Raw genomic sequence first — 22,855 nt, forward strand, 5'->3', positions numbered from 1 at the left:
ACCGTGCACGAGGAGGGTCTCACCTATGCCTTCACCGAGCGCCCGGACGGCACCCGGTTCTCCTACTGGAACGAGACGGCCGCCTACGTCCTGTCCCCCGCCGAGGTGACGGAGCTGGAGTCCGCCACCGACGAGCTGTACCGGATGACGCTGGAGGCCGCCCGCTACATGGCCACCGGCGCGCTGGGCACCCTCGGGCTCTCCGAGGCCGCGTTCGAGCTCGCCCAGCACTCCCTGAGCCTGCGCGAGCCCTCGATCTACGGCCGCTTCGACCTGGCCTGGGACGGCACGGGCCCGGCGAAGATGCTCGAGTTCAACGGCGACACCCCCACCGGCCTGGTGGAGGGCGCCGTGTGCCAGTGGTCCCGCGTGGAGGCGCTGCATCCCGGACTCGGCGAGGACCACGCGGAGTTCGACCAGCTCAACGGCCTGTGGCCGATGCTCGTGCAGCGCTGGCGGCAGCGGCTGCCGTCGTCGGCCTCGGGAACCCTGCACGTGGCCTACACCCGGGCGGAGGAGAGCGGGGAGGACGCCGCGAACGCGGCGGTGCTCGCCGCGACCGCCGCGGAGGCCGGGTACCGCACGGTGCTGCTGCCCGTGGAGGACGTGCGCTTCGACACCCGCTCGAACACCTGGGTGCACGCCTCCGGGGACGTCGACGACCCCACCGTGGTCTCCGCCATCGAGGAGCTCTTCGCCCTGCACCCGTGGGAGGTGATGGTCGACGACGAGCCGGGCGGCTTCGTGCTGCACGACCCGCTGCTGATGCACCACTGGTACGAGCCGGCCTGGAAGATGTTCTGCTCCACCAAGCTGCTGCTCGTGGCGCTGTGGCGGTGCTTCCCCGACCACCCCCTGCTGCTGCCCGCCTACACGGACGGGCCCCAGGGACTGGCGGAGTGGGTGCGCAAGCCCATCTTCGGCCGCGAGGGCGACGGGATCGAGATCCGCGCCCGGGACGTGCACGTGCGCTCCCCGCGCCCCCACGACTCCCCGATGGACGTGTGGCAGGCCTACGTGCCGCTGCGGAACTTCCCCGGCTCGGACGGGGCGCCCAACCACCCGGTGGTGGGCTCCTGGGTGGTCGGCGACGACGGGGCCGCCGGCATCGGCATCCGCGAGTCCGACGGCCCGCTCACCGACTACTGGTGCCGCTTCGTGCCCAACATCATCGACAAGAAGGGCCTGCTGTGACCGCCCACCTGCTCCCCCGGTCCATCTCCACGGCCACCTCCGCCGTGATCGGCGCGACCTCGATCGCCCCGCTGTACTCCGTGGTGGTCACGCTCGGGCTCATGCACGCCCTGGTGGGTCGGTGGACCCCGGTGGTGCTGGTGGCCGCGGTGGTCCCGATGGCGGTGGTCTCCGTCTGCTTCGCCCGGCTGGACGAGCTCTACGAGGACCAGGGCACCGTCTACCGCTGGGCCCGGGAGGCCTACGGAGCATTCGTGGGCTTCCTGGGCGGGTGGGGGCTGTGGCTCTCCGCGACCCTCGTGCTCGCCTCCCTGGCCTGGGTCACGGCCGACTCGGCGCTCTTCGCCCTGGGCGCCGAGCCCGGCCCGTGGGCCGTCACCGCGGTGGCCGCGGCGCTCATGGCGGTCTTCGCCGCGATCTCCTCGACCGGGATCCGCGTCTCGGCGGCGGTGCAGGCCGTCTTCGCCGCCCTGCAGCTCGTCGGGGTGGGGCTGCTGGTGTGGGCCACGCGCACGGCCCCCGTCGTCGAGGGCGCGGCCGAGGGCGAGGGCGAGTGGAGCGGGTTCTACACCGCCGTCCTGGCCGGCGGGGAGCTCACGGCGGGCAACGTGGCCGCCGCCCTGCTCCTGGCCCTGTTCCTGTACTGGGGCTGGGACTCGACGTTCTCCCTCACCGAGGAGTCCACCACCCAGCGCGCGCCGCGCGTCTCGGCGTGGATCGCGCTGACCGTGGTGGCCGCCGTCTACGCCGTCATCGGCTGGTCCTACGTGCCCGGGGCCTCGGTGGGCTCACCGCTGCTGGCCGGCCTCGTGGCGATCTCGGCGGCCGCCTCGATCGGGACCACCATGATCCCCACCTCGCGCGGCCTGATGTCCATGGCGCGCGGCGGGCACCTGCCGCGGCGGTTCCTGTCCCTGTCCTTCGCGACGTGGACCACCGCGGCCGTGGCCGCGGCCTGGATGACGTTCTCGGGCCCGCTCTTCGACGACACGGTCGGGGTGATCTCGGTGCTCGTGGCGCTGTACTACGGGCTGGCCTGCGCGGCCACCGCCAAGCTCGCGCGCACGGCGGGCGCCCGACTCCTCGGGGCGGCCGGGGCCGCCCTGATGGCCGTGGCCCTGGTGCTGACCGGCCTGGAGTACGTGCTCTCGGCCGCCTGGGTCTGGGCCGGTGCGGTCCTCGTGCTGCTGGTGGTGCCGCTGTGGTTCCTCCTGGGCCGTGGCCGCGAGCCGCTGCCCGGCGCGCACGAGCGCGCCCCGCACCTGGAGAGCCTGCGCAACTGAGCGGCGTGCCGGGGCGGCACGGGGCCCCGAGCGGCGGGGTCGCGGCGACAGCGGCCCACGGCGGAACGGCACACAGCAGCGCCGACGCACAGCGGAACGGCGCACAGCAGCAGGGCGCACGCAGCACGGGGCGCGCAGCACGGCGCGCGGCAACACGGTGCACAGCAGCGGGACGCATGCAGCGGGACGGGGCGCACAAGGGTAGCGCGCTCAGCGCAGCACCGGGCTCAGGGCAGCACGGTGAACCCTCCTGGCAGCCCCCGTCGGCCGGTGAGCGCCACCAGCACCTCGGGCAGCCGGCCGGCCGGGGCCGCGATCTCGATCGCGGTGTGCCCGGCGTCGGCCAGCACGGCCTCCGGGGGCCGGCGGTCCAGGCCGCAGGCCGCGGCGACGTCCAGGCCGTGGACGGCCAGCTCGAAGGTGCGCGTGGGGACGTAGGCGCCGAGCCGCGTGCCGCCGACGACGGTGCGGATCACCGGGTCCTCCTCCACGGGCACCCGGGCCAGCGCCTGGCGGGCCCGTTCCAGGGACGCCCGGACCGTGGCCCCCGGGTGCCGGCCCAGCTCCTGGCCGGCCGCCGTGCCGCGCGCGGCGACCGCCGCGGGATCCGTGGCCGCGGCGGACAGCGCGTAGTACTGCCCGGTGTCGGAGCACACCGCCTCCTCGGCCGGGGTGCCCAGGTAGTCGGCGAGGGTGACCAGGGCCCGGTGCGTGTGGCCCACGAGGGCGCGGACGTCCCAGGTGCCCAGCGCGGGCCGGGTCCAGTGGTGCGGCCGCAGCTCCTCCACGAGCTCGGCGAACCACGCCCCGGCCTCGAGGAAGGCGGCGCGGGCGGCGGCAGGGTCTCGGGTCACGGCATCCCCCTGGGTCGCGGCGGCCGGGGTCAGGCAGCACGGCGAGGGCCGGGCCCCGTCCGGAAGGACGGGACCCGGCCCTCCGGTGAGCCGTAGCCTACTGCGCGGACGTGGCCGCGGACCCGAATCCGCCGCCGGTGGCCTGCTCCGTGACGTCCTGTGCCGCGCGCACGTTCCCGCCCGGCTGCGCTCCGGACGCCCGGCCGTCGGCCTGCTCGACCCCGGTCTGAGCGCCCTGGGCCTGCTTGCCCTCGGCCTGCTTGCCCTGGGGTGCGGCCTTGGGCTCGGGCTTGGCGTCGACCCCGGCCTCCTTGCGCTGCTGCGGCGTGATCGGTGCCGGGGCGGCCGTCAGCGGGTCGTAGCCGTTGCCGGTCTTCGGGAACGCGATGACCTCGCGGATGGAGTCGGTCCCGGCCAGCAGGGCGACCACCCGGTCCCAGCCGAAGGCGATGCCGCCGTGCGGGGGCGCGCCGTACTTGAAGCCCTCGAGCAGGAAGCCGAACTTCTCGTCGGCCTCCGCCTGGCCGATGCCCATGACCTCGAAGACCCGCCGCTGGACGTCCTGCTGGTGGATGCGGATGGAGCCGCCGCCGATCTCGTTGCCGTTGCACACGATGTCGTAGGCGTAGGCCAGGGCGTGCTCGGGGTCCTGGTCGAAGGTGTCCAGGAACTCGGGCTTGGGCGAGGTGAACGCGTGGTGCACGGCGGTCCACTGGCCGGCGCCCACGGCGACGTCGCCGGACTCCACGGCCTCGGCGGCCGACTCGAACAGCGGCGCGTCCACGACCCACACGAACGCCCAGGCGTCCTCGTCGATCAGCCCGGTGCGGTGGCCGATCTCCACGCGCGCCGCGCCCAGCAGGGCGCGGGAGGACTTCTTCTCGCCGGCGGCGAAGAAGATGCAGTCCCCGGGCTGCGCGCCGGTCGCGGCGGCCAGGCCCTCGCGTTCGGTCTCCGTGATGTTCTTGGCCACGGGACCGCTCAGCGTGCCGTCCTCCCCGACCAGCACGTAGGCCAGGCCCTTGGCGCCGCGCTGCTTGGCCCACTCCTGCCAGGCGTCCAGCGTGCGGCGCGGCTGGGAGGCCCCGCCGGGCATGACCACCGCACCCACGTAGGGGGCCTTGAACACGCGGAAGGTGGTGTCCTGGAAGTAGTCGGTGAGCTCGGTGAGCTCCAGGCCGAAGCGCAGGTCCGGCTTGTCGGAGCCGTACTTCGCCATCGCCTCGGCGTAGGTCATCCGGCGGATCGGGGTGGGGATCTCCACCCCGATGAGCCGCCACAGGGCGGCCACGATGCGCTCGCCCAGGGTGATGACGTCGTCCTGCTCCACGAAGGAGGCCTCGATGTCGAGCTGGGTGAACTCGGGCTGGCGATCGGCGCGGAAGTCCTCGTCCCGGTAGCAGCGGGCGATCTGGTAGTACTTCTCGATCCCGCCGACCTGCAGCAGCTGCTTGAACAGCTGCGGGGACTGCGGCAGGGCGTACCAGGAGCCGGGGGCCAGGCGGGCCGGCACCAGGAAGTCGCGGGCGCCCTCGGGGGTGGAGCGGGTCAGCGTGGGGGTCTCGACCTCCGTGAACCCGTCCTCGTGCAGCAGCTCCCGGGCCACCCGGTTGGCGTCGGAGCGCAGCCGCATGATGCGGGCCGGCTCGGGCCGGCGCAGGTCCAGGTAGCGGTGCCGCAGGCGGGCGTCCTCGCCGACCTCCACGTGCTCGTCGATCTGGAAGGGCAGCGCGGCGGCGGTGTTGAGCACGGTCACGGTCTCGGCGATGACCTCGACCTCGCCGGTGGCCAGGGCGGGGTTCTCGTTGCCCTCGGGGCGGCGCTCCACGGTGCCGGTGATCTGGAGCACGAACTCGTTGCGCAGGTGGTGGAAGTCCGCCTCGTCGCGCACCACGATCTGCGCGACCCCGGAGGCGTCGCGCAGGTCCAGGAAGGCCACCCCTCCGTGGTCGCGGCGCCGGCCGACCCAGCCGGCCAGCGTGACGGTCTCTCCGATGTGCTCGGCGCGCAGCTCGCCGAGGTTGTGTGTGCGCAGCACTCAAAAACCCTTCGTTGTTCGGGAGGTCCGGACGGGGCCGCGCGGATCGCACGTTTCCCCGGGATTCACCCGGTGCCCCTACTCTCGTTCGGGAACGAGTTTACAGCCCGCCCTCCGGGCCCCAGGACGACGACAGGACCACCCATGAGCAGCGCCCCCGGCCACCCGGCCCTCGCCCGCCGGCTGGGCACCCTCGACGCCACCGTGATCGGGGTGGGCTCCATGGTCGGGGCGGGGGTGTTCGTGGCCTTCGCCCCGGCCGCCGCCCACGCCGGACCGTGGCTGCCCGCGGCCCTGCTGCTCGCTGCGGTGGTCGCCTGGTGCAACGCGACGTCCACCGCCCAGCTGGCCGCCGTGCACCCGGCCTCGGGCGGGACCTACCTCTACGCGAACCGGCAGCTCGGCCCGTGGCCGGGCTTCGTGGCCGGGTGGGGCTTCGTCACCGGCAAGACCGCCTCCGCCGCGGCCATGTCGCTGACGTTCGGCCTGTACGCCGCCGAGCTGCTGGGAGCCGGTGACGCCGGGGCGCGGCTGCTCGCCGTCGTCGCCGTCCTGGGCCTCACGGCGGTGAACCTCGGCGGGGTGAGCCGCACCGCCCGGCTGACGAAGCTGCTGGTCGTCCCCGTCCTGGCCGTGCTGCTGGCCGTGACGGTGCTGCTGCACACCGTCCCCGGCCCGGCGGCCGGCTCGGCGCCCGGGTGGGAGGGCAGCGGATGGGGCGTGCTGCCCGCGGCGGGGACCCTCTTCTTCGCCTTCGCCGGCTACGCCCGCGTGGCCACCCTCGGCGAGGAGGTCCGGGACCCGGCTCGGACCATCCCGCGGGCGGTGCTCGGCGCCCTGGCACTCACCCTGCTGCTCTACGCGGCGCTGGGGCTGGGCCTGCTCCGGTTCCTGGGGGTGGACCGGCTCGCCGCGGCGACCGCGCCGCTGCTCGCCGTGGTCGAGCACGCGGGATGGTCCGCCGGAGCCACGACCGCCGGCGCCGTGCTGGTGACCGTCGCCGCGGCCCTGGCCACGCTGGGGGCGCTGCTGGCCCTGGTCGCCGGGATCTCGCGGACGGTGCTGGCCATGGCCCGGCAGCGGGACCTGCCCGGCCCGCTGGGCGCGGTGTCGCAGCGGCACCGGGCCCCGTGGGCCGCGGAGCTGGCCGTGGCCGGGGTCGTGGTGGTGCTCGTGCTGGCCGGGGACGTGCGCACCGTGATCGGGTTCTCCAGCTTCGGGGTGCTCGTCTACTACGCCCTGGCCAACCTCTCCGCCCTCACGCTGACCGAGCGCCCCGGCTGGGCCCCGCGGGCCGTCAACGCCCTGGGCCTGGCCGGTTGCCTGCTGCTGGCCTTCACGCTCCCGGCGGTCTCGGTGCTGACGATGCTCGGGGTGTTCGCGGTCGGCCTGACCGGCCGCGCCCTGGCCCTGTCCCGGCGGCGCTGACCCCGCCCCGAACAACAGCCGCCACAGCCCAAGGCCCACGGCCCGCCCCGTGCCGCCCACCGACGCCGACCGCCGCCGCGTCCCCAGTACCGCGGCGTTTCCCCAGGGAAATGACTGGGGAGACGAGACAGGACTGGGGACTCGGTGTCCCGAGCCCACCGGCGATGGGGACTCAGCGCCCCGGGCCGGTCGGGACATGGGGGACTCGGCGGGCGGCGGGAGGACCGGGGACGGTCAGGCGCCTGCGGAGCGCACCACGGGGCGCAGGTCCTCGGCCGGCGGGGTCCAGGTGGCGGGGTCGGCGCGGACCTGCTCGCCGGAGCGGATGTCCTTGACCTCGTGGGTGAGGGTCCCGTCCTCGGCGCGGACCGTGAACCACACGAAGGGGATGCCGCGGCGCTCGGCGTAGCGGATCTGCTTGCCGAACTTCGCGGCGCTGGCCGAGACCTCGCACGCGATGCCGCGGGCGCGCAGCTGCCCGGCCACGTCCTGGGCCTGCGACCAGGACTCCTCGTCCACGAGCGAGACCAGCACCGCGGTGGGTACCTTCCGGGAGGCCTCGGCCATGCCCTGGGAGAGGATCCGGGAGACCAGGCGGGTGACGCCCACGGACAGGCCCACACCGGGATAGGTCTTCTTGCCCGTGGACGCCAGGGACTCGTAGCGCCCGCCGGAGCACACGGAGCCCAGCTGCTCGTGGCCCACCAGCACGGTCTCGTAGACGGTGCCCGTGTAGTAGTCCAGGCCGCGGGCGATGGACAGATCGGCCACCACCGTCCCGGGGGCCCGGCGGGAGGCCTCGCCCACCACCTCGGCGAGCTCCTGCAGCCCCTCCTCCAGCAGCTGGGTGTTCACCCCGAGGGCGCGGACCTGCTCCACGAAGGAGGTGTCCTCGGTGCGGATGGACGCCAGCTGCAGCGCGGCCCGGGCCTGCTCGGGGGACGCCCCGAGCTCGTCGCAGAGGGCCTGGGCGACCTTCTCGGGCCCGATCTTCTCGAGCTTGTCGATGTTGCGCAGCACGCCGGCCGTGTCCTGCAGGCCGATGCCGCGGTAGAAGCCCTCGGCCAGCTTGCGGTTGTTCACCCGCAGCACGAACGGCGGGATCGGCAGCTTCGCCAGCGCGTCGATCATCACCAGCGCCAGCTCCACGTCGTAGCGGAACGGCAGGGCGCCGTCGCCGACCACGTCGATGTCCGCCTGGGTGAACTCGCGGGCGCGGCCCTCCTGCGGGCGCTCGCCGCGCCAGACCTTCTGCATCTGGTAGCGGCGGAAGGGGAAGGTGAGGTGCCCGCCGTTCTCGACCACGTACCGCGCGAAGGGCACGGTGAGGTCGAAGTGCAGGGCCAGGCGGGCGTCGTCCTTCTCCGGGGCGTCCTCGTCCTCCTGCAGTCGGGAGACGACGTAGACCTCCTTGTCGATCTCGCCCTTGCGCAGCAGCTGCTCGACCGTCTCCACCGCCCGGGTCTCGATCGAGGAGAAGCCGTGCAGCTCGAAGGTCTCCCGCAGCACGTCCAGGACGTGCAGCTCGACCAGACGCTCCTCCGGAAGCCATTCGGGGAAACCGGACAGGGAGGTCTTGCGGGCCATGGGGAGGTGCTCCTCGGGTGGGACGGTGGTGGGCGGGCGGAGCGCGCGGGCCGAGCGGCCCGGACGGTTCCGCCCTCATCCTAGAGAGCCGCCCCCGCACGGCCCAAAGCACCGCCCGAAGCACCGCCCGGCGCACCGGCGCCGCCCCGCCCCCCGGGTCGGGCGCCGCGGCGGGCCCGGGACTGGTTGCCGGCCGCCGTGGGGCGGGCGCCGCCTCGGTAGTATGGACAGGACGATTGTCCGAAGCCGGGCGACGGCGCCGGACCCGATCCCGGCGCCGGTCCGGCGAGAGCGAAAGAGTTGTAGCGGTGACAGAACGTCTCGAATCCGACGACCAGCCCACCCCCCGCCCCGTTCCCGGCCCGGGAGCCGCGCCGAAGCCCGGCGTGCCGAAGCCCGGCGCCGTGAAGCCCGGCGCCGTGAAGCCCGGCGCCCCGAAGCCCGGTGCGACCGGCCCCGCGGTCCCGGCGGCCCCCGCCCCCGGCCCGGCGGCCGTCCAGCCGGGTGCCGCGCAGCCCGTGGCGGCCCAGCCGGCGGCGGCTCCCGCGCTGGCCTCGCCGGAGTCCGTGGCCCGGGCCCGCGCCTTCGGGCGGGTGACCGAGGACGGGCACGTCTACGTCGTCGTGGACGGCGAGGAGGTGCTGTGCGGGCAGTTCCCCGACGCCACGGAGGACGAGGCGCTGGGCTACTTCGCCCGCAAGTACGACGACGTCGAGGCGCAGGTCGCCCTGCTCGAGCAGCGGGTGTCCGCCGGCGCCCCGTCGGCGGACATGCTGACCACGGTCGACCACCTCGCCGAGCAGGTGGGCCAGCGCAACATGCTCGGGGACATCCGCGGCCTCGAGGGCCGGCTCGAGTCCCTGCGCCCGGCGATCCGCGAGCTCGAGGCGGCCGAGCGGGCCGCCCACGAGGCCCAGCGGGCGCAGAACGTCGCGGCGCGCGAGGCGATCGTCGCGGAGGCGGAGCAGATCGCCGCCCAGGACCCGCAGCGCACCCAGTGGAAGCAGTCCTCCGCCCGGATGGCCGAGCTGTTCGACCAGTGGAAGGCCCACCAGAAGTCCGGGATCCGGCTGGGCCGGGCCGCGGAGGACGCCCTGTGGAAGCGGTTCCGCACCGCCCGCACCACCTTCGACCGCCACCGCCGGGCGTTCTTCTCCCAGCTCGACGCCGACAACGCCGAGGCCAAGAAGGCCAAGGAGGCCCTGATCGCCGAGGCCGAGGCCCTCTCCGGCTCCACCGACTGGGGCGCCACGGCCGCGGAGTACCGACGGCTCATGGACCGGTGGAAGGAGTCCAAGCGGGCCTCGAAGAAGGACGACGACGCCCTGTGGGCCCGCTTCCGTGCCGCCCAGGACAAGTTCTTCGAGGCCCGCAAGGCCGACAACGACCGGATCGACGAGGAGTTCGAGGGCAACCTGGCGGTGAAGGAGCAGCTGCTCGCCGAGGCCAAGGCTCTGCTGCCCATCACGGACCTCAAGGCCGCCAAGCGCGCCCTCGGCGACATCCTCGACCGGTGGGAGCAGGCCGGGAAGGTCCCGCGCGCCCACATGCGCCGGGTGGAGGCCGAGCTGCGCACCGTCGAGGACGCCGTGCGCCAGGCCGAGGACGAGAAGTGGCAGCGCTCCAACCCCGAGACGAAGGCCCGCTCCAACTCGATGCTCAGCCAGCTCGAGACGAAGATCGAGGACCAGGAGGCCGCCCTGGCCAAGGCGCAGGCGGCCGGGGACACCCGGCGCGCGGCCAAGCTGGAGGGCGAGCTCGCCACCAGCCGGCAGTGGCTGGAGACCCTGCACCGCTCCGCCGCCGACCTGCGCTGACACCACCGGCGCCGACACCACCGGCGCCGAACCGCCCGCCTCGTCCGCGCCGCACCATCCGCCCCGCACCGCCCGCGGCGGTCGTCGGTGGGACCCGGGAGGCCCCGGGCCCGTGCTGTCCACAGCACCGGCCCGGGGCCTTCCCCGTGCCCGGCCCGTCGGCGAGGCTGACCCCATGCACGACCCGCCCTGGACCCCGGACACCCTGCTGCTGCCGGACCGGCCCTTCTCCCGCGCCGAGCTCTCCGCCCTCGTGAGCGACGGGGTGCTCGTGCCCGTGGTGCTGGAGGCCCACGTGCTGCGCGGGCGCCCGGTGACGCGGGCGGTGAAGCTCGCGGCCCTCGAGGCGCAGCTGCCCCCGCACCTGCTGGGCCGCGGGGTGCTCGGCCGGCTCTCCGCCGCGTGGTTCTACGACTGCGCCCCGCGCCCCACCGTGCTCCCGGTGCTGCTGGACAAGCTGCGGCGCACCACGATGTCCCCGGTGCCGGACGGCATGGCGCTGCACCAGGTCACCCTGGGCGGCTACGACGTGCACGACGCCGGGCCCGTGCGGGTCACCACACCGCTGCGCACGGCCGTGGACCTGGCCCTGCACGTCCCCGAGCGTGAGGGGCTGGCGGCCCTGGAGCGGCTGATGCACGCCCCGCACCTGCACTGCCCGCCGCCGCTGGTGCAGGCCGCGCTCGAGAGCTTCGAGCGGATGCCCGGACGGCAGGCGGCGCTGCTGCGGGTGCGCCGCGCCGCCCGGGCGATCGGCCGGCCCGTGCCGTGACCCCGCCTCGGCACCGGGCCCGGCGGCGCACCGTCCGGGGCTCGGACACCGGCTGTGGCACCGGTGCCGACGGCTCAGCGGGAGGACGGCTCCGAGATGGGCCGGTTGCCGGAGGTGCGGTAGACGTCGTAGACCCCGTCGATCCGGCGGACCTGGTTGAGCACGTGGTCCAGGTAGCGCGGGTCGCCCATCTCGAAGGCGAAGCGGGAGATGGCCAGCCGGGCCTTGGAGGTGTGCACCGAGGCGGCGAGGATGTTGACGTGGTTCTCCGAGAGCACCCGGGTGACGTCCGAGAGCAGGGACTTCCGGTCGAGGGCCTCCACCTGGATCTCCACCAGGAACACGCTGGACTGCGTCGGGGCCCACTCCACCTCGACCACCCGCTCGGTGGAGGTCAGCGCCAGCATGTTGACGCAGTCCTTGCGGTGCACCGAGATGCCGGCGCCCCGGGTGACGAAGCCCATGATCTCGTCCGGCGGCACCGGGGTGCAGCAGCGGGCGAGCTTGACGTAGACGTCCGTGGCGCCCTTGACCACGACCCCGGAGTCGGACACGCGCGGGCGCACCGGCTGGGTGGCGATGGTCGTCTCCGCGAAGTCCTCCTCCGCGCCGTCGGCCCCGCCCAGGTTGCCGACGATCTTCTCCACCACGTCCTGGGCGCTGACCACGTCCGAGCCGATCGCCTCGTAGAGGGAGCTGATGTCGGTGCGGTGGAAGTCCTGGGCCACCGCCAGCAGGGACTCCTGGGTGAGGGTGCGCTGCAGCGGCAGGTGGTGCTTGCGCAGGGCGCGGGTGAGGGCGTCCTTGCCCTTCTCGATGGCCTCCTCGCGGCGCTCCTTGGAGAACCACTGCCGGATCTTGTTGCGCGCCCGCGGGGACTTCACGAACTTCAGCCAGTCCTGGGAGGGCCCGGCGTGCTCGGACTTGGAGGTGAGCACCTCCACCCAGTCCCCGTGCTGCAGCTCCGAGGACAGCGGCACGAGCTTGCCGTTGACCCGGGCGCCGATGGTCTTGTGCCCCACCTCGGTGTGCACCGCGTAGGCGAAGTCCACCGGCGTGGAACCCGCCGGCAGGGCCATGACCTCGCCCTTGGGCGTGAAGACGTACACCTCGGAGGTGTTGATCTGGTAGCGCAGCGAGTCGAGGAACTCGGAGGAGTCCTGCGTCTCCTCCTGCCAGGAGACCAGGGAGCTCAGCCACGCGAGGTCCCCCTCCTGCGCCTTAGGCGTGGCGGAGTTCGCCTGGTTGGCCTGGTCCTTGTACTTCCAGTGCGCGGCCACGCCGTACTCCGCGCGCCGGTGCATCTCGTGGGTGCGGATCTGGATCTCCACCGGCCGCCCGTCCGGGCCGATCACCGTGGTGTGCAGGGACTGGTACATGTTGAACTTCGGCATGGCGATGTAGTCCTTGAACCGCCCCGGCAGCGGCCGCCACCGCGCGTGCAGGGCGCCCAGCGCCGCGTAGCACTCCCGCACCGTGTTCACGAGCACCCGGACCGCCTGCAGGTCCTGGATCTCGTCGAAGTCCTTCCCGCGCACGATCATCTTCTGGTAGATCGAGTAGTAGTGCTTGGGCCGGCCCGTGATGGTCGCCTCGATCCCCGCCTCGGAGAGGTCCAGGGCGATCCGCTCCCGGATCTTGGCCAGGGAGCGCTCGCGCTGGGGCTGGCGCTCCCCCACCATCCGCACGATCTCCTCGTAGACCTTGGGGTAGAGCGCCGCGAAGGCCAGGTCCTCGAGCTCCCACTTGATGGTGTTCATGCCCAGCCGGTGGGCCAGCGGGGCGAAGATCTCCAGGGTCTCCCGCGCCTTCTTCGAGGAGGAGGACTGGGAGACGAAGCGCCACGTGCGGGCGTTGTGCAGCCGGTCGGCGAGCTTGATGACGAGCACGCGGATGTCCTTGGCCATCGCCACGATCATCTTGCGCACCGTCTCGGCCTGCGCGGCGTCCCCGTACTGGACCTTGTCCAGCTTCGTCACGCCGTCGACGAGCGCGGCCACCTCGTCGCCGAACTCGGCGCGCAGCTGCTCGAGCGTGTAGTCGGTGTCCTCGACCGTGTCGTGCAGCAGCGCGGCGACCAGGGTGGCCCCCGTCATGCCCAGCTCGGCGAGGATCGTGGTCACGGCCACGGGGTGGGTGATGTAGGGGTCCCCGCTCTTGCGCTTCTGCCCCTCGTGGCACTTCTCCGCGACCTTGAACGCGCGCGCCAGGACCTCGATGTCCTCCTCCGGGTGGGTGGCGCGCACGGTGTGCAGCAGCGGCTCCAGGATCGGCGAGTGGTCCATCGGCCGGCCGGAGAGGTAGGACAGGCTGGAGCGGGTGCGGTCGCTGCGGCCCGGGAACACGGCCCGGCCCTGCAGCGGCCGGGAGGCGGGCACGACGTAGTGCGTGCCGGCCATGTCCGAGCGGCGCGGCGGTGTCGGGGCGGTGCCCTGGCCGGCGGGGACGCCCCCGTCGTCGGACGAGCTCATGACCGTAGCTCCCTTCCCATCGATGCGACCGGGGCGGCGGCCGTGCGGCCGCCGCCCCGGTCGTCGAGCTGACGTGTGCTGCTGTGCGGCGGGTCGCGGCTGCGCGGTCCGCCCTGCGGTGGACCTCAGTCTAGTGCGCCGCGGCCTCCTCGGCGGCACGCTCGGCCGGGGCGCCCGCCCGGGCCTCCTGCTCGCGCACGTCCGCGTCCCGGGAGCGCAGCAGCGCGTACAGCGGCGAGGCCACGAACAGGGTCGCGACGGTGCCCACGATGATGCCGACGAACAGCGACAGCGACAGGTCCTTGAGCGTGCCCGCGCCGAGCACGAGCCAGCCGATGAACAGGATCGAGCCGACGGGCAGGATGCCGACCACGGAGGTGTTGATGGAGCGCACCAGGGTCTGGTTCACGGCGAGGTTCACCTGGTCGGAGAACCGCCGCCCCGCCCGTTCGGGCGGGGCCGTGCCGTCGAGCAGGCCCTCGGTGTTCTCCCGGACCTTGTCGAAGACCACCACGGAGTCGTAGAGGGAGTAGCTGAGCACCGTGAGGAAGCCGATGACCGCGGAGGGGGTGACCTCGAAGCCCACGAGGGAGTAGACCCCGGCGGTGATCGCGACGGACGCGATCATGCCCGCGATCGCCGAGACGGACATCTTCCAGGTCCGGAAGTACAGGGCCATCAGCACGGTCGCCAGCACCACGAACGCCACGAGTCCCTGCAGCGCCTGCCGGGTCACGCCGGCGCCCCACGTGGGTCCGACGAACGTGGAGGTCACCTCGTCCTCGCTCACGCCGTAGGCCTCGACCAGGGCGTCCTTGACCGCGAGGGTCTCGTCGTCGTCGAGCTGCTCGGTCTGCACCCGGATCGTGCCGGGGGCGATGTTGGTGACCTCGACCTCCGCGGCGTCCGAGGACGCCGCGACGGCCTCGCGGCCGGTCTCCACCTCGGGCTCGGCCACCGCGGAGACGGTGAACTCGGAGCCACCGGTGAAGTCGATGCCGAGGTTGAACCCGCCCTTGGCCACGGGCACCAGCAGGGAGAGCCCCACCAGGGCGGCGGCGATCGTCAGCCACAGCTTCGCCCGCCCCACGAAGGGGTAGGAGGTGCGCCCGCTGTGCAGGGCGTTGCCGAAATCAGCGAACCGGGACATCAGGCGTTCTCCTCGGGGGTGCGGGCCGAGGACGACGAGGCGCCGACCGGGGCGTCCTGCGGTGCGGGCTCGCCGGGCCGGTCCGGCGGGATCCCCTCCGCCGCACGGCTGCGCCGTTCGGCGATGGTCAGCCCGTCGCCGGTCCCCGGCTCGCGCAGCCGCCCGGCGCCGCGGTACAGGGGCACCGCGTCCAGGGCCTCGGGGTTCAGCCCGGAGTGCGTGCCGCCGCCGCCGAAGTAGCGGGTGCGCGCGAGCAGCACCATCACGGGGTGGGTGAACAGGAAGACCACGAGCAGGTCCGCGATCGCGGTCAGCCCGAGGGTGAACGCGAAGCCGCGCACGTTGCCCACCGCCACGAAGTACAGCACGACGGCGGCCAGCAGGTTCACGGCCTTCGACGCGAGCACGGTCTGCCGGGCCCGCCGCCAGCCGTGGTCGACCGCCGCGGGGATGGAGCGGCCGCTGCGGATCTCGTCGCGGATGCGCTCGAAGTAGACGATGAAGGAGTCGGCGGTCTGGCCGATCGCCACGATCAGGCCCGCGACGCCGGCCAGGGAGAGCCGGTAGTTCGCCGACCAGCCCAGCAGGCTGATGGCCAGCCAGGTGAGCACGCCGGCGACCACGAGCGAGCTGATGGTCACGAGCCCCAGCAGCCGGTACTGGAAGAGGGAGTACACGCACACCAGCACCAGGCCGATGATCCCGGCGATGATGCCCATCCGCAGCTGGTCGGCGCCCAGGGTCGCGGAGATCTGCTGCTCGGACTGGATCTCGAAGCTCATCGGCAGCGCCCCGTACTTCAGCTGCTCGGCGAGGAAGCGGGCCTGCTCCTCGGTGAAGCTGCCCGTGATCTGCGCCTGGCCGTCCGAGATCACCGCGTTCATCTGCGGGGCGGAGACCACCTGGCCGTCCAGCAGGATGGCGAACTGGCTGCGGGGGTCCTCGGGGGTGGACTGGCCGATGCCGTAGAGGCGCTCCGAGAGCTGCCGGAAGCGCTCGGTGGCGTCCGGGCCGAACTGCAGGTTCACGGCGAACTGGTTCAGGGACGCCCCCTGGGAGTTCTGCGCGGTCCCGTAGGAGGCGTCCTCGATCCCGGTGCCCTGGATCTCCACGGGGCCCAGGAGGTACTTGGTCCCGGTCTCGGGCTCGCAGGCGACCACGGGTGCGTCGGCGTCCTGGGCCTCGCGCTCCTCGGGGGACTGCGGCGCGGTGCAGTCGGTCTCCTCGAACTGCTGGTACAGCTCCGGGGTGATCCAGTTGGGGTCGGAGGAGTCGGCGGGCTCGGCGGCGGGCTCGGGCAGCTCGTCCTCGGGCACGCGCTGGTCCTCGGGCACGGGCTCGGCGGCCGCGGTGGTGAGCACGGGACGGAAGTTCATCTGCGCCGAGGTCTGGATCAGCTCGCGGGTCTCGGCCGAGGGCACCCCGGGCATGGAGACCACGATGGTGCTGCCGGACTGGGTGGCGATCTCGGCCTCGGCGACGCCGGAGCCGTCCACGCGCTGGCGGATGATCTCCACGGCCTGGTCCAGCTGCTCGGGAGTGACCTCCTGGCCGGCCTCCTCGCCCTGCAGGGACGGGGAGAGGATCATCTGGGTGCCGCCCTCGAGGTCGAGGGCGAGCTTGGGCCCCCACCCGGTGCGGTCGGTGCCCGCGCCCCAGGCGAGGAGCCCGCCCAGCAGCGCCAGCAGGACGAGCAGCCCGATCAGGGAGCGGCGCGCGCCCGAGAGGGCGGCCCGCACGCCGGAGCGCGCCGGCGCGGTGCTCCCCCCGCCCCGCCCGGGGGCGGCGGGAGCGCCGGAGGTCTTGCGTGTGGTCAGTGCCATGGTCTTCCTTACGCACCACGGCCCGGGCGTCCCGGGCCTGCTCATGGGAACGGGCCGACCAGCGGTCGGCCCGTCGCCCCGAAAGGGGGGATCAGTCGTTGCGCGGTCCGGGATCGCGCCGGGAGTCGTCGTCCAGCGGGTCGACCGGACCGGACCCGGTGCCGTCGGCGTCGCGCACCCCGGGCTCGACCGGCGCCGCGGTGCCGGCGGCGGGGGCCGCCTCCTCGACGACGGTGGTGACGGTCTGCAGGTGCACGGTCACGGCGGTGCCCGGGGCGATCTCCAGGACGACCTTGTTCGCGTCCCGGTCGATCGAGCGGACGGTGCCGTAGAGGCCGTAGTTCGTCATGACCTCGGTGCCCGGGGCCATGGCCGCCTGCTTCTCCTTGACCTGGGCCATCGCCTTCTTCTGCCGGCGCATGGGCAGCCAGACCAGCAGCACCAGGGCCACGAGCATGAACGGCAGCAGCCAGGAGGTGCCGCCTCCGGTGGGCTGGGCGGCCTGGGCGGAGAGGGACTGGGTGAGGAGGAGCGAGCTCACGGACTTCCGTTCGATCGGTGGTGGGTGTCCGTCCCATGGTAGGTGATGGAACCCCGAGCGTCCTGGACGTCCACCGGCGGATCCGCGCGGCGGCCGCGGATCAGTCCTCGAACAGGGGCGGGGCGTCCTCGTCCGCGGCCGGGCTCGCCGCCGCGCCGAAGGCCGCCCGCAGACCGGGGTCCTGGAACGCCGCGTGCTCCGGGACGGCCAGGCCCAGGTGGTCCCAGGCGGCCGCCATGGCGATCCGTCCCCGGGGCGTGCGCCCGAGCAGGCCCTCGCGGACCAGGTAGGGCTCGGCCACGGTCTCGACCGTCTCGGTCTCCTCCCCCACCGCGATGGCCAGCGTGGACAGGCCCACCGGCCCCCCGCCGAACTTCGTCACGAGCGCCTCGAGCACCGACCGGTCCAGGCGGTCGAGACCGCGGGCGTCCACCTCGTACATGTCCAGGGCCGCGGAGGAGGTGCGGGCGTCGATCCGGTCGATGCCGTGCACGAGCGCCCAGTCCCGCACCCGGCGCAGCAGCCGGTTGGCGATGCGGGGGGTGCCCCGGGACCGGGAGGCCACCTCGGTGAAGCCCTCGGCGGTCATCGCCAGGTCCATCAGCCCGGCCGAGCGGCGCAGCACGAGCTCGAGCTCCTCCACGGAGTAGAACTCCAGGTGGCCGGTGAAGCCGAAGCGGTCGCGCAGGGGGCCGGGCAGCAGGCCCGCCCGGGTGGTGGCGCCCACCAGGGTGAAGGGCGGCAGGTCCAGCGGGATGGAGGTGGCGCCGGCGCCCTTGCCGACCACGATGTCCACCCGGAAGTCCTCCATGGCCATGTACAGCATCTCCTCGGCGGGCCGGGACATGCGGTGGATCTCGTCGAGGAACAGCACCTCCCCCTCGGTGAGGGAGGACAGGATCGCCGCGAGGTCGCCGGCGTGCTGGATGGCCGGGCCGGAGGAGATCCGCAGGGGCGCGCCCATCTCCTCGGCGATGATCATCGCGAGGGTCGTCTTGCCCAGCCCGGGCGGGCCCGAGAGCAGGACGTGGTCGGCGGAGCGGCCCCGCAGCCGGGAGGCCTCCAGCACCAGGGACAGCTGCCGGCGCACCCGCTTCTGCCCGACGAACTCGTCCAGGTTGGCCGGGCGCAGGGCCGACTCGAGCTGCTTCTCGTCGGGCTCGTCGGCCGGGGAGACGAGCCGGTCGCGGGCGTTCACGGCGGCGCCGTCCTCGCGGGCCACGCTCAGGCCCCCCGCTCCGCGCCGGTGCGGGCACCGGCCTTGGCGGCGCCGAGCCACGCGAGCACGGTGCGCAGGATGGCGGGCACGTCCCCGGAGGCGCCCAGCTCCTCGCGGCCGGCGAGGGCGTCGGCGATGCCGCGGGCTGCGTCCTTCTCGTTCCAGCCCAGCCCCACGAGGGCCTCCAGCACCTGCTCCCGCCAGGGCTCCACGGGCGCGGCGGCGGCCGGGGCGGGGCGGTCGGGGACGATCAGCTTGTCGGCCAGCTCCAGCACGATCCGGCGGGCGCCCTTGGGGCCGATGCCGGGAACGGCCGTGAACGCCTTGGCGTCGCCCTGCGCGATGGCCCGGTGGACGTCGTCCGGGCCGAGCACGGAGAGCACCGCCAGGGCGGTGCGGGGGCCGACGCCGCTGACCCCGAGCATGATCTCGAAGACCTCGCGCTCGGCGGGGCTGCGGAAGCCGAAGAGCAGCGGGGACTCGTCCTTGCGGGCCACGTACGCCGTGTCGAGCCGGACCTCTCCCCCGATCCGCAGCCCGGACAGCGTCTCGGGGGTCGCCTGGACCTGGACGCCGAAGCCGCCCACCGCCACGACGGCGGTGGTGAGGCCGACGTGCTCGACCTGTCCCGTGATGGACGCGATCACCGCGCGCCTCCTTCCCGTGCCCCGGCGGGGCCGGGAACGGTTGCTCGAACAAATCTACGAATGACGACTCGCCGCCACTCTAGCAGGGGCCGCCGACTCAGCCGCGCCCGCCCCGGCGGGCCCGCGCCTCCGCCTCGGCCCAGGCGCGCTGCGCCGGGGTCATCCCGGAGCGGGCGGCGGCGAGGGGGCGGGCGCCCTGGTGCGTCTCGGTGCGGGCGGTGGCGTCCACGCCCGTGCCGCCACCGCGCCAGCCGTGGCAGATGGCGATGGCCAGGGCGTCGGCGGCGTCGGCGGGCCGGGGCGCCTCCTCGAGCCGCAGGATCCGCACCACCATGCGGGCCACCGAGGCCTTGTCGGCCCGCCCCTCGCCGGTGACCGCGGCCTTGACCTCGGACGGGGTGTGCCAGGCCACCGGCACCCCGTGGCGGGCGGCCGAGGCGATGACGGCCCCGGAGGCGTGGGCGGTGCCGATCACCGTGTTCACGCTGGTCTGGGCGAACACCCGCTCCAGGGCCAGGGCGTCGGGGCGGTAGCGCTCGATCCACCGTTCGGTGGCCTCCCAGATCCGCAGCACGCGCACGTCGAGCGGGTCGGCGGCGTCCGTGCCGGCCACGCCGACGTCCACCAAGGACGCGGTGCGGTTGCCGGCCATGTCGATCAGGCCGAACCCGCACCGCGTCAGTCCGGGGTCCACCCCGAGGATCCGCTGCGTGGCCGTGGTCAGTCCTCGGTGTCGAGCTGGGCGAGGACCTCGGCGGGGATGTCCGCGTTGGAGTACACGTTCTGCACGTCGTCGAGCTCCTCGACGGCCTCGGCCAGGCGCAGGAACTTCCGGGCGCCCTCGGCGTCCAGCTCGACCAGCATGCTCGGGCGGAACTGGGGGTCGTCGTTGTTGTACTCGAGCCCGGCCTCGTCGAGGGCCGCGCGGATCGCGGGCAGGTCGGTGGCCTCGGAGACGACCTCGAAGACCTCCTCCTGCTCCACGACCTCGTCGGCGCCCGCGTCCAGGACGGCCATGAGGACGTCGTCCTCCGTGAGCCCGTCGGTGCGGGTGACCTCCACGACGCCCTTGCGCTCGAAGAGGAAGGCCACGGACCCGGAGTCGGCCATCGTGCCGCCGTTGCGGGTCACGGCCACGCGCACCTCGGAGGCGGCGCGGTTCTTGTTGTCCGTGAGGCACTCGATGTACAGGGCCGTGCCCTGCGGGCCGCGGGCCTCGTAGAGGATCTCGGTGTAGTCGACGACCTCGCCGGTCAGCCCGGCGCCGCGCTTGATCGCGCGGTCGATGTTCGCCACCGGCACCGAGTTCTTCTTGGCCTTGGACACGGCGAGGTCCAGGGCCGGGTTGCCCGCGGTGTCGGGCCCGCCCATGCGCGCGGCCACCTCGATGCCCTTGATGTACTTGGCGAAGGCCTTGGCGCGCTTGGCGTCGATCGCGGCTTTCTTGTGCTTGGTCGTGGCCCACTTGGAGTGACCTGACATGCGTTCCTCCTCGGAAGTCGTGACGGGACGTCGTGCTCGGGGCTCGGGAGCCGCCGGCCGCCGTCCCGGGGCGGCCCGTCCGGGCGGCAGGCGGGGACGGGCCGGAAAAGTCCTGCTCCATCCTACCGGGTGCGGCGCCGCCCGCTCCCGGCGACCGACGGAAACCGGCCGGCGGAAACCGGCCGGCGACAACGGGCCTGGGGGAACCGGCCGGCGGAAACCGGCCGGCCCGGACGGTGTGGACGGTGCAGGGCGGACGGATCAGCGGGGACGGGTCACGGCGACCTCCCGGGCGCGCTCGGCGAGCGTGTCGTCCAGCGGCTCGGCGTCGAAGGTCCCGAACCGGCGCTCCACCGCGGCCCGGATGAGGTGGTCGGCCACGGCGGGGTTCTTCGGCAGCATCGACCCGTGCAGGTAGGAGGCCACCACGTGGTGCATGCGCGCGCCCTCGGTGCCGTCCTCGCCGTTGTTGCCGGCGCCCTTGCGCACCGTGCCGAGCGGGGCCTGCCCGGAGCCCAGCCGGGTGATCCCCGAGTGGTTCTCGTAGCCGACCACGGTGCCGAACTCCGGGGACTCCAGGACGATGTTGCCGATCAGGCGCGTCGGCCCGCCCACCGTGGTGAGGTCCAGGATCCCGATCCCGGGCAGGGTCTGCCCGGCGCCGGTGCGGAACTCGTGGCCGAAGAGCTGGTAGAGCCCGCAGATCGCCAGCATCGGCACGCCGTCGGCGGCCATCGCGCGCAGCTCCGGGGCGATCCGCTGCAGGTCCTCCTGGACGCGGAACTGCCCGGAGTCCTGCCCGCCGCCGCCCACGAGGAGGTCGGCGTCGGCGGGGAAGGGGTCCCCGGGGTCGTGGTCGGACAGCCGCACGGCGTAGCCGTACTTCTCCAGCCGGCGCTTGAGCGTCAGGGTGTTGCCCCAGTCGCCGTAGATGTTCATGTCCCGGGGGTAGAGCTGGACGAGGTGGACGGTGCGGTCGGTCATGGGGGCTCCGCTCAGATCTCGGCGACCTCGGCCACGCGGGACAGCTCCCGGCGCAGCTCGAGCATGGACGTGTAGGTGCAGAAGACGCGCATGGGCCGGTCGCCGGCGGCGGCCACGAAGCGCCGCAGTGCGTCGCCGAGGTCGGGGACGACGTCGTGCACGGGGACCTCGTCGTAGTCCAGGCGCAGCGCCATGTCCCACGCCCGGGTGCCGCCGACGACGTCCACCCCGGCGTCGCGCAGGGAGTGGAAGTCGACGTCCCACAGCCAGGAGACGTCCCGGCCGTCGGCGTACTCGTCGTTGATGGTGACCATGGTGGCGTAGTCGCCGGGCCGGGCCGAGGCCAGCGACAGGCGGAACCCGGAGGGGTTCTTCACGAGCAGCAGCTGCAGCGGCCGGCCGTCGACGTGAATGGTCTCACCGCGCCCGAAGGCCGGGGTGACGCGGGACAGCTCGTCCACCAGCGCGGGGCGGTCGGCGTCCGGGCCGGCGACGGCGAGCACCAGCGCCAGGGCAGCGGCCGCGTTGTAGATGTTGTAGACGCCGTAGAGCTCCACGGTGGCCTCGACGTCCTCGCCGCCCACCGTGAGGTGCACCCGGTTCGCCGCGAAGGAGGTCAGCTCCACCTCGGCGGCCGGGCGCGGGGCGAGCTCGCGCTCGTGGTCCTCCCCGGCCTCGGGACCGCCGGCGGAGCGCATGTCGTCGTCGGAGGGGAACATGCGGCGCAGCTCCGGCGCGAGGCCGAACCAGCGCACGTCGGTGCCGTCCGGGACGTGCTCGGCCAGCGACACGATCCGGGGGTCCTCCCGGTTGAGCACCACGGTGCCCGTGGTGGCCGCGGCGATCTGGGCGAGCATCCGGCGGGTCGTGTCGATCTCCCCGAAGCGGTCGAGCTGGTCGCGCATGACGTTGAGCAGCAGTGCGTGGCGGGGCTTGACCTGCTTGACGAAGTGCACCGCGTGGGCCTCGTCGAGCTCGAGCACGGCGATGTCGGCGTCGAGCCGGCCGGTGAGGCTCATCTCCCCCAGCAGCGCCGCCGCCACACCCCGCACGAAGTTGGAGCCGGTGCGGTTCGTGAAGACCTTGTACCCCTGCGAGCGCAGCAGCTGGACGGCCATCTTGGTGGTGGTGGTCTTGCCGTTGGTGCCGCTGACGACCACGACCCCGTGCGGCAGCCGCCCGAGCTGCTCCGCCACGAACCCGGGGTGCAGCTTCTCCATCACGAGGCCGGGGAAGGCGGAGCCGCCTCCGCGCAGGGTCGTCAGGTACCGGATGCCTTGGCCGAGCAGGCGCACGTGGGGTCTGGACATGCGCTCCATCCTAGGGCGTGCGGACGGTCCGCCCGTGGCGCGGCGGCTCGTCGCGGCGCCACGGGCGGGCCGCGAACCGGTCCCGGCCGCCGCGCCGGCCCGGCCACCGCGCCCGGCCCGGCCACCGCGCCCGGCCCGGCCACCGCGCCCGGCCCTTCGGCGTCCGGCCGGTCGGCGTCCGGCGGTTCCTGGTCCGGCGGTTCCTGGTCCGGCGGTTCCTGGTCCGGCGGTTCGTGGTCCGGCCGTTCCTGGTCC

At 73.8% G+C, this 22,855-nt stretch carries 18 protein-coding genes; 5 read left to right on the top strand and 13 right to left on the bottom strand.

The window, feature by feature from the left end:
* Positions 1-3 precede the first annotated feature (3 nt).
* A complete protein-coding gene (locus AYX06_RS02875) occupies positions 4-1,194 on the top strand; it encodes a glutathionylspermidine synthase family protein (protein ID WP_232319379.1) in 1,191 nt (396 codons plus the stop codon).
* Positions 1,191-2,477 (top strand): amino acid permease, encoded by a 1,287-nt coding sequence (locus AYX06_RS02880; protein ID WP_062734287.1) that lies wholly within the window; start codon positions 1,191-1,193, stop codon positions 2,475-2,477. Before AYX06_RS02875 ends, AYX06_RS02880 begins: the two co-directional genes overlap by 4 nt.
* Positions 2,478-2,704: 227 nt before the next feature.
* On the opposite strand, the gene AYX06_RS02885 is transcribed toward AYX06_RS02880, so the two are convergent.
* Both AYX06_RS02885 and aspS read right to left on the bottom strand, forming a co-directional pair.
* Positions 2,705-3,331 (bottom strand): maleylpyruvate isomerase family mycothiol-dependent enzyme, encoded by a 627-nt coding sequence (locus AYX06_RS02885; RefSeq protein WP_062734290.1) that lies wholly within the window; start codon positions 3,329-3,331, stop codon positions 2,705-2,707.
* 97 nt (positions 3,332-3,428) lie between these two features.
* Positions 3,429-5,369 carry an aspartate--tRNA ligase gene (gene aspS / locus AYX06_RS02890; protein ID WP_232319380.1) on the bottom strand — a complete coding sequence of 647 codons (1,941 nt, stop codon included), beginning with the start codon at positions 5,367-5,369 and terminating at the stop codon, positions 3,429-3,431.
* A 144-nt stretch (positions 5,370-5,513) separates the two neighbouring features.
* Here aspS and AYX06_RS02895 point away from each other — a divergent pair, with 144 nt between their 5' ends.
* Positions 5,514-6,797 (top strand): APC family permease, encoded by a 1,284-nt coding sequence (locus AYX06_RS02895; RefSeq protein WP_062734292.1) that lies wholly within the window; start codon positions 5,514-5,516, stop codon positions 6,795-6,797.
* A 234-nt stretch (positions 6,798-7,031) separates the two neighbouring features.
* Here the strand turns inward: AYX06_RS02895 and hisS are convergent, their stop codons facing one another.
* On the bottom strand, positions 7,032-8,384 hold the full coding sequence (hisS, locus tag AYX06_RS02900; protein ID WP_062734294.1) for a histidine--tRNA ligase: 1,353 nt from the start codon (positions 8,382-8,384) through the stop codon (positions 7,032-7,034).
* Positions 8,385-8,692: 308 nt separating this feature from the next.
* Between hisS and AYX06_RS02905 the strand changes: the two genes are divergently transcribed.
* Positions 8,693-10,201 (top strand): DUF349 domain-containing protein, encoded by a 1,509-nt coding sequence (locus AYX06_RS02905; RefSeq protein ID WP_371860062.1) that lies wholly within the window; start codon positions 8,693-8,695, stop codon positions 10,199-10,201.
* A gap of 175 nt (positions 10,202-10,376) precedes the next feature.
* The gene (locus AYX06_RS02910) at positions 10,377-10,973 is read left to right on the top strand and encodes a type IV toxin-antitoxin system AbiEi family antitoxin (protein ID WP_062734296.1); all 597 of its coding nucleotides are present in this window, start codon (positions 10,377-10,379) and stop codon (positions 10,971-10,973) included.
* A 74-nt stretch (positions 10,974-11,047) separates the two neighbouring features.
* On the opposite strand, the gene AYX06_RS02915 is transcribed toward AYX06_RS02910, so the two are convergent.
* From AYX06_RS02915 to AYX06_RS02960, 10 genes are all read right to left on the bottom strand, one after another.
* The gene (locus tag AYX06_RS02915; RefSeq protein ID WP_062736845.1) at positions 11,048-13,372 is read right to left on the bottom strand and encodes a RelA/SpoT family protein; all 2,325 of its coding nucleotides are present in this window, start codon (positions 13,370-13,372) and stop codon (positions 11,048-11,050) included.
* 202 nt (positions 13,373-13,574) lie between these two features.
* Positions 13,575-14,594 carry a protein translocase subunit SecF gene (secF, locus tag AYX06_RS02920; protein ID WP_186815630.1) on the bottom strand — a complete coding sequence of 340 codons (1,020 nt, stop codon included), beginning with the start codon at positions 14,592-14,594 and terminating at the stop codon, positions 13,575-13,577.
* Complete coding sequence (gene secD / locus AYX06_RS02925) at positions 14,594-16,417, bottom strand: protein translocase subunit SecD (RefSeq protein WP_062734299.1); 1,824 nt, start codon at positions 16,415-16,417, stop codon at positions 14,594-14,596. Before secD ends, secF begins: the two co-directional genes overlap by 1 nt.
* Positions 16,418-16,508: 91 nt before the next feature.
* Positions 16,509-16,958 (bottom strand): preprotein translocase subunit YajC, encoded by a 450-nt coding sequence (gene yajC, locus AYX06_RS02930; RefSeq protein WP_062734301.1) that lies wholly within the window; start codon positions 16,956-16,958, stop codon positions 16,509-16,511.
* 100 nt (positions 16,959-17,058) lie between these two features.
* The gene (ruvB, locus tag AYX06_RS02935) at positions 17,059-18,156 is read right to left on the bottom strand and encodes a Holliday junction branch migration DNA helicase RuvB (protein WP_062736847.1); all 1,098 of its coding nucleotides are present in this window, start codon (positions 18,154-18,156) and stop codon (positions 17,059-17,061) included.
* Positions 18,157-18,182: 26 nt separating this feature from the next.
* Positions 18,183-18,824 carry a Holliday junction branch migration protein RuvA gene (gene ruvA / locus AYX06_RS02940; protein ID WP_062734303.1) on the bottom strand — a complete coding sequence of 214 codons (642 nt, stop codon included), beginning with the start codon at positions 18,822-18,824 and terminating at the stop codon, positions 18,183-18,185.
* A 97-nt stretch (positions 18,825-18,921) separates the two neighbouring features.
* Complete coding sequence (gene ruvC, locus AYX06_RS02945) at positions 18,922-19,518, bottom strand: crossover junction endodeoxyribonuclease RuvC (protein ID WP_062734305.1); 597 nt, start codon at positions 19,516-19,518, stop codon at positions 18,922-18,924.
* A 26-nt stretch (positions 19,519-19,544) separates the two neighbouring features.
* Positions 19,545-20,306 (bottom strand): YebC/PmpR family DNA-binding transcriptional regulator, encoded by a 762-nt coding sequence (locus tag AYX06_RS02950; protein ID WP_062734308.1) that lies wholly within the window; start codon positions 20,304-20,306, stop codon positions 19,545-19,547.
* Positions 20,307-20,567: 261 nt separating this feature from the next.
* Entirely contained in the window at positions 20,568-21,290 is a 723-nt protein-coding gene (locus AYX06_RS02955; protein ID WP_062734312.1) for a type 1 glutamine amidotransferase, read from the bottom strand.
* Positions 21,291-21,301: 11 nt separating this feature from the next.
* Positions 21,302-22,609, bottom strand: coding sequence for a Mur ligase family protein (locus tag AYX06_RS02960; RefSeq protein ID WP_062734314.1), 1,308 nt, complete (start codon positions 22,607-22,609; stop codon positions 21,302-21,304).
* Between the last annotated feature and the right edge of the window lie 246 nt (positions 22,610-22,855).

The sequence above is a fragment of the Kocuria turfanensis genome (assembly GCF_001580365.1).
Classification (GTDB): domain Bacteria; phylum Actinomycetota; class Actinomycetes; order Actinomycetales; family Micrococcaceae; genus Kocuria; species Kocuria turfanensis.

Bases quoted from the DNA above. Each gene is read 5' to 3' on its own strand.
- hisS (WP_062734294.1), bottom strand. From the start codon at position 8,384: ATGGCCCGCAAGACCTCCCTGTCCGGTTTCCCCGAATGGCTTCCGGAG.
- secD (WP_062734299.1), bottom strand. From the start codon at position 16,417: ATGGCACTGACCACACGCAAGACCTCCGGCGCTCCCGCCGCCCCCGGG.
- AYX06_RS02950 (WP_062734308.1), bottom strand. From the start codon at position 20,306: ATGTCAGGTCACTCCAAGTGGGCCACGACCAAGCACAAGAAAGCCGCG.
- AYX06_RS02915 (WP_062736845.1), bottom strand. From the start codon at position 13,372: ATGGCCGGCACGCACTACGTCGTGCCCGCCTCCCGGCCGCTGCAGGGC.
- AYX06_RS02955 (WP_062734312.1), bottom strand. From the start codon at position 21,290: ATGACCGACCGCACCGTCCACCTCGTCCAGCTCTACCCCCGGGACATG.
- AYX06_RS02910 (WP_062734296.1), top strand. From the start codon at position 10,377: ATGCACGACCCGCCCTGGACCCCGGACACCCTGCTGCTGCCGGACCGG.
- AYX06_RS02960 (WP_062734314.1), bottom strand. From the start codon at position 22,609: ATGGAGCGCATGTCCAGACCCCACGTGCGCCTGCTCGGCCAAGGCATC.
- AYX06_RS02895 (WP_062734292.1), top strand. From the start codon at position 5,514: ATGAGCAGCGCCCCCGGCCACCCGGCCCTCGCCCGCCGGCTGGGCACC.
- secF (WP_186815630.1), bottom strand. From the start codon at position 14,594: ATGTCCCGGTTCGCTGATTTCGGCAACGCCCTGCACAGCGGGCGCACC.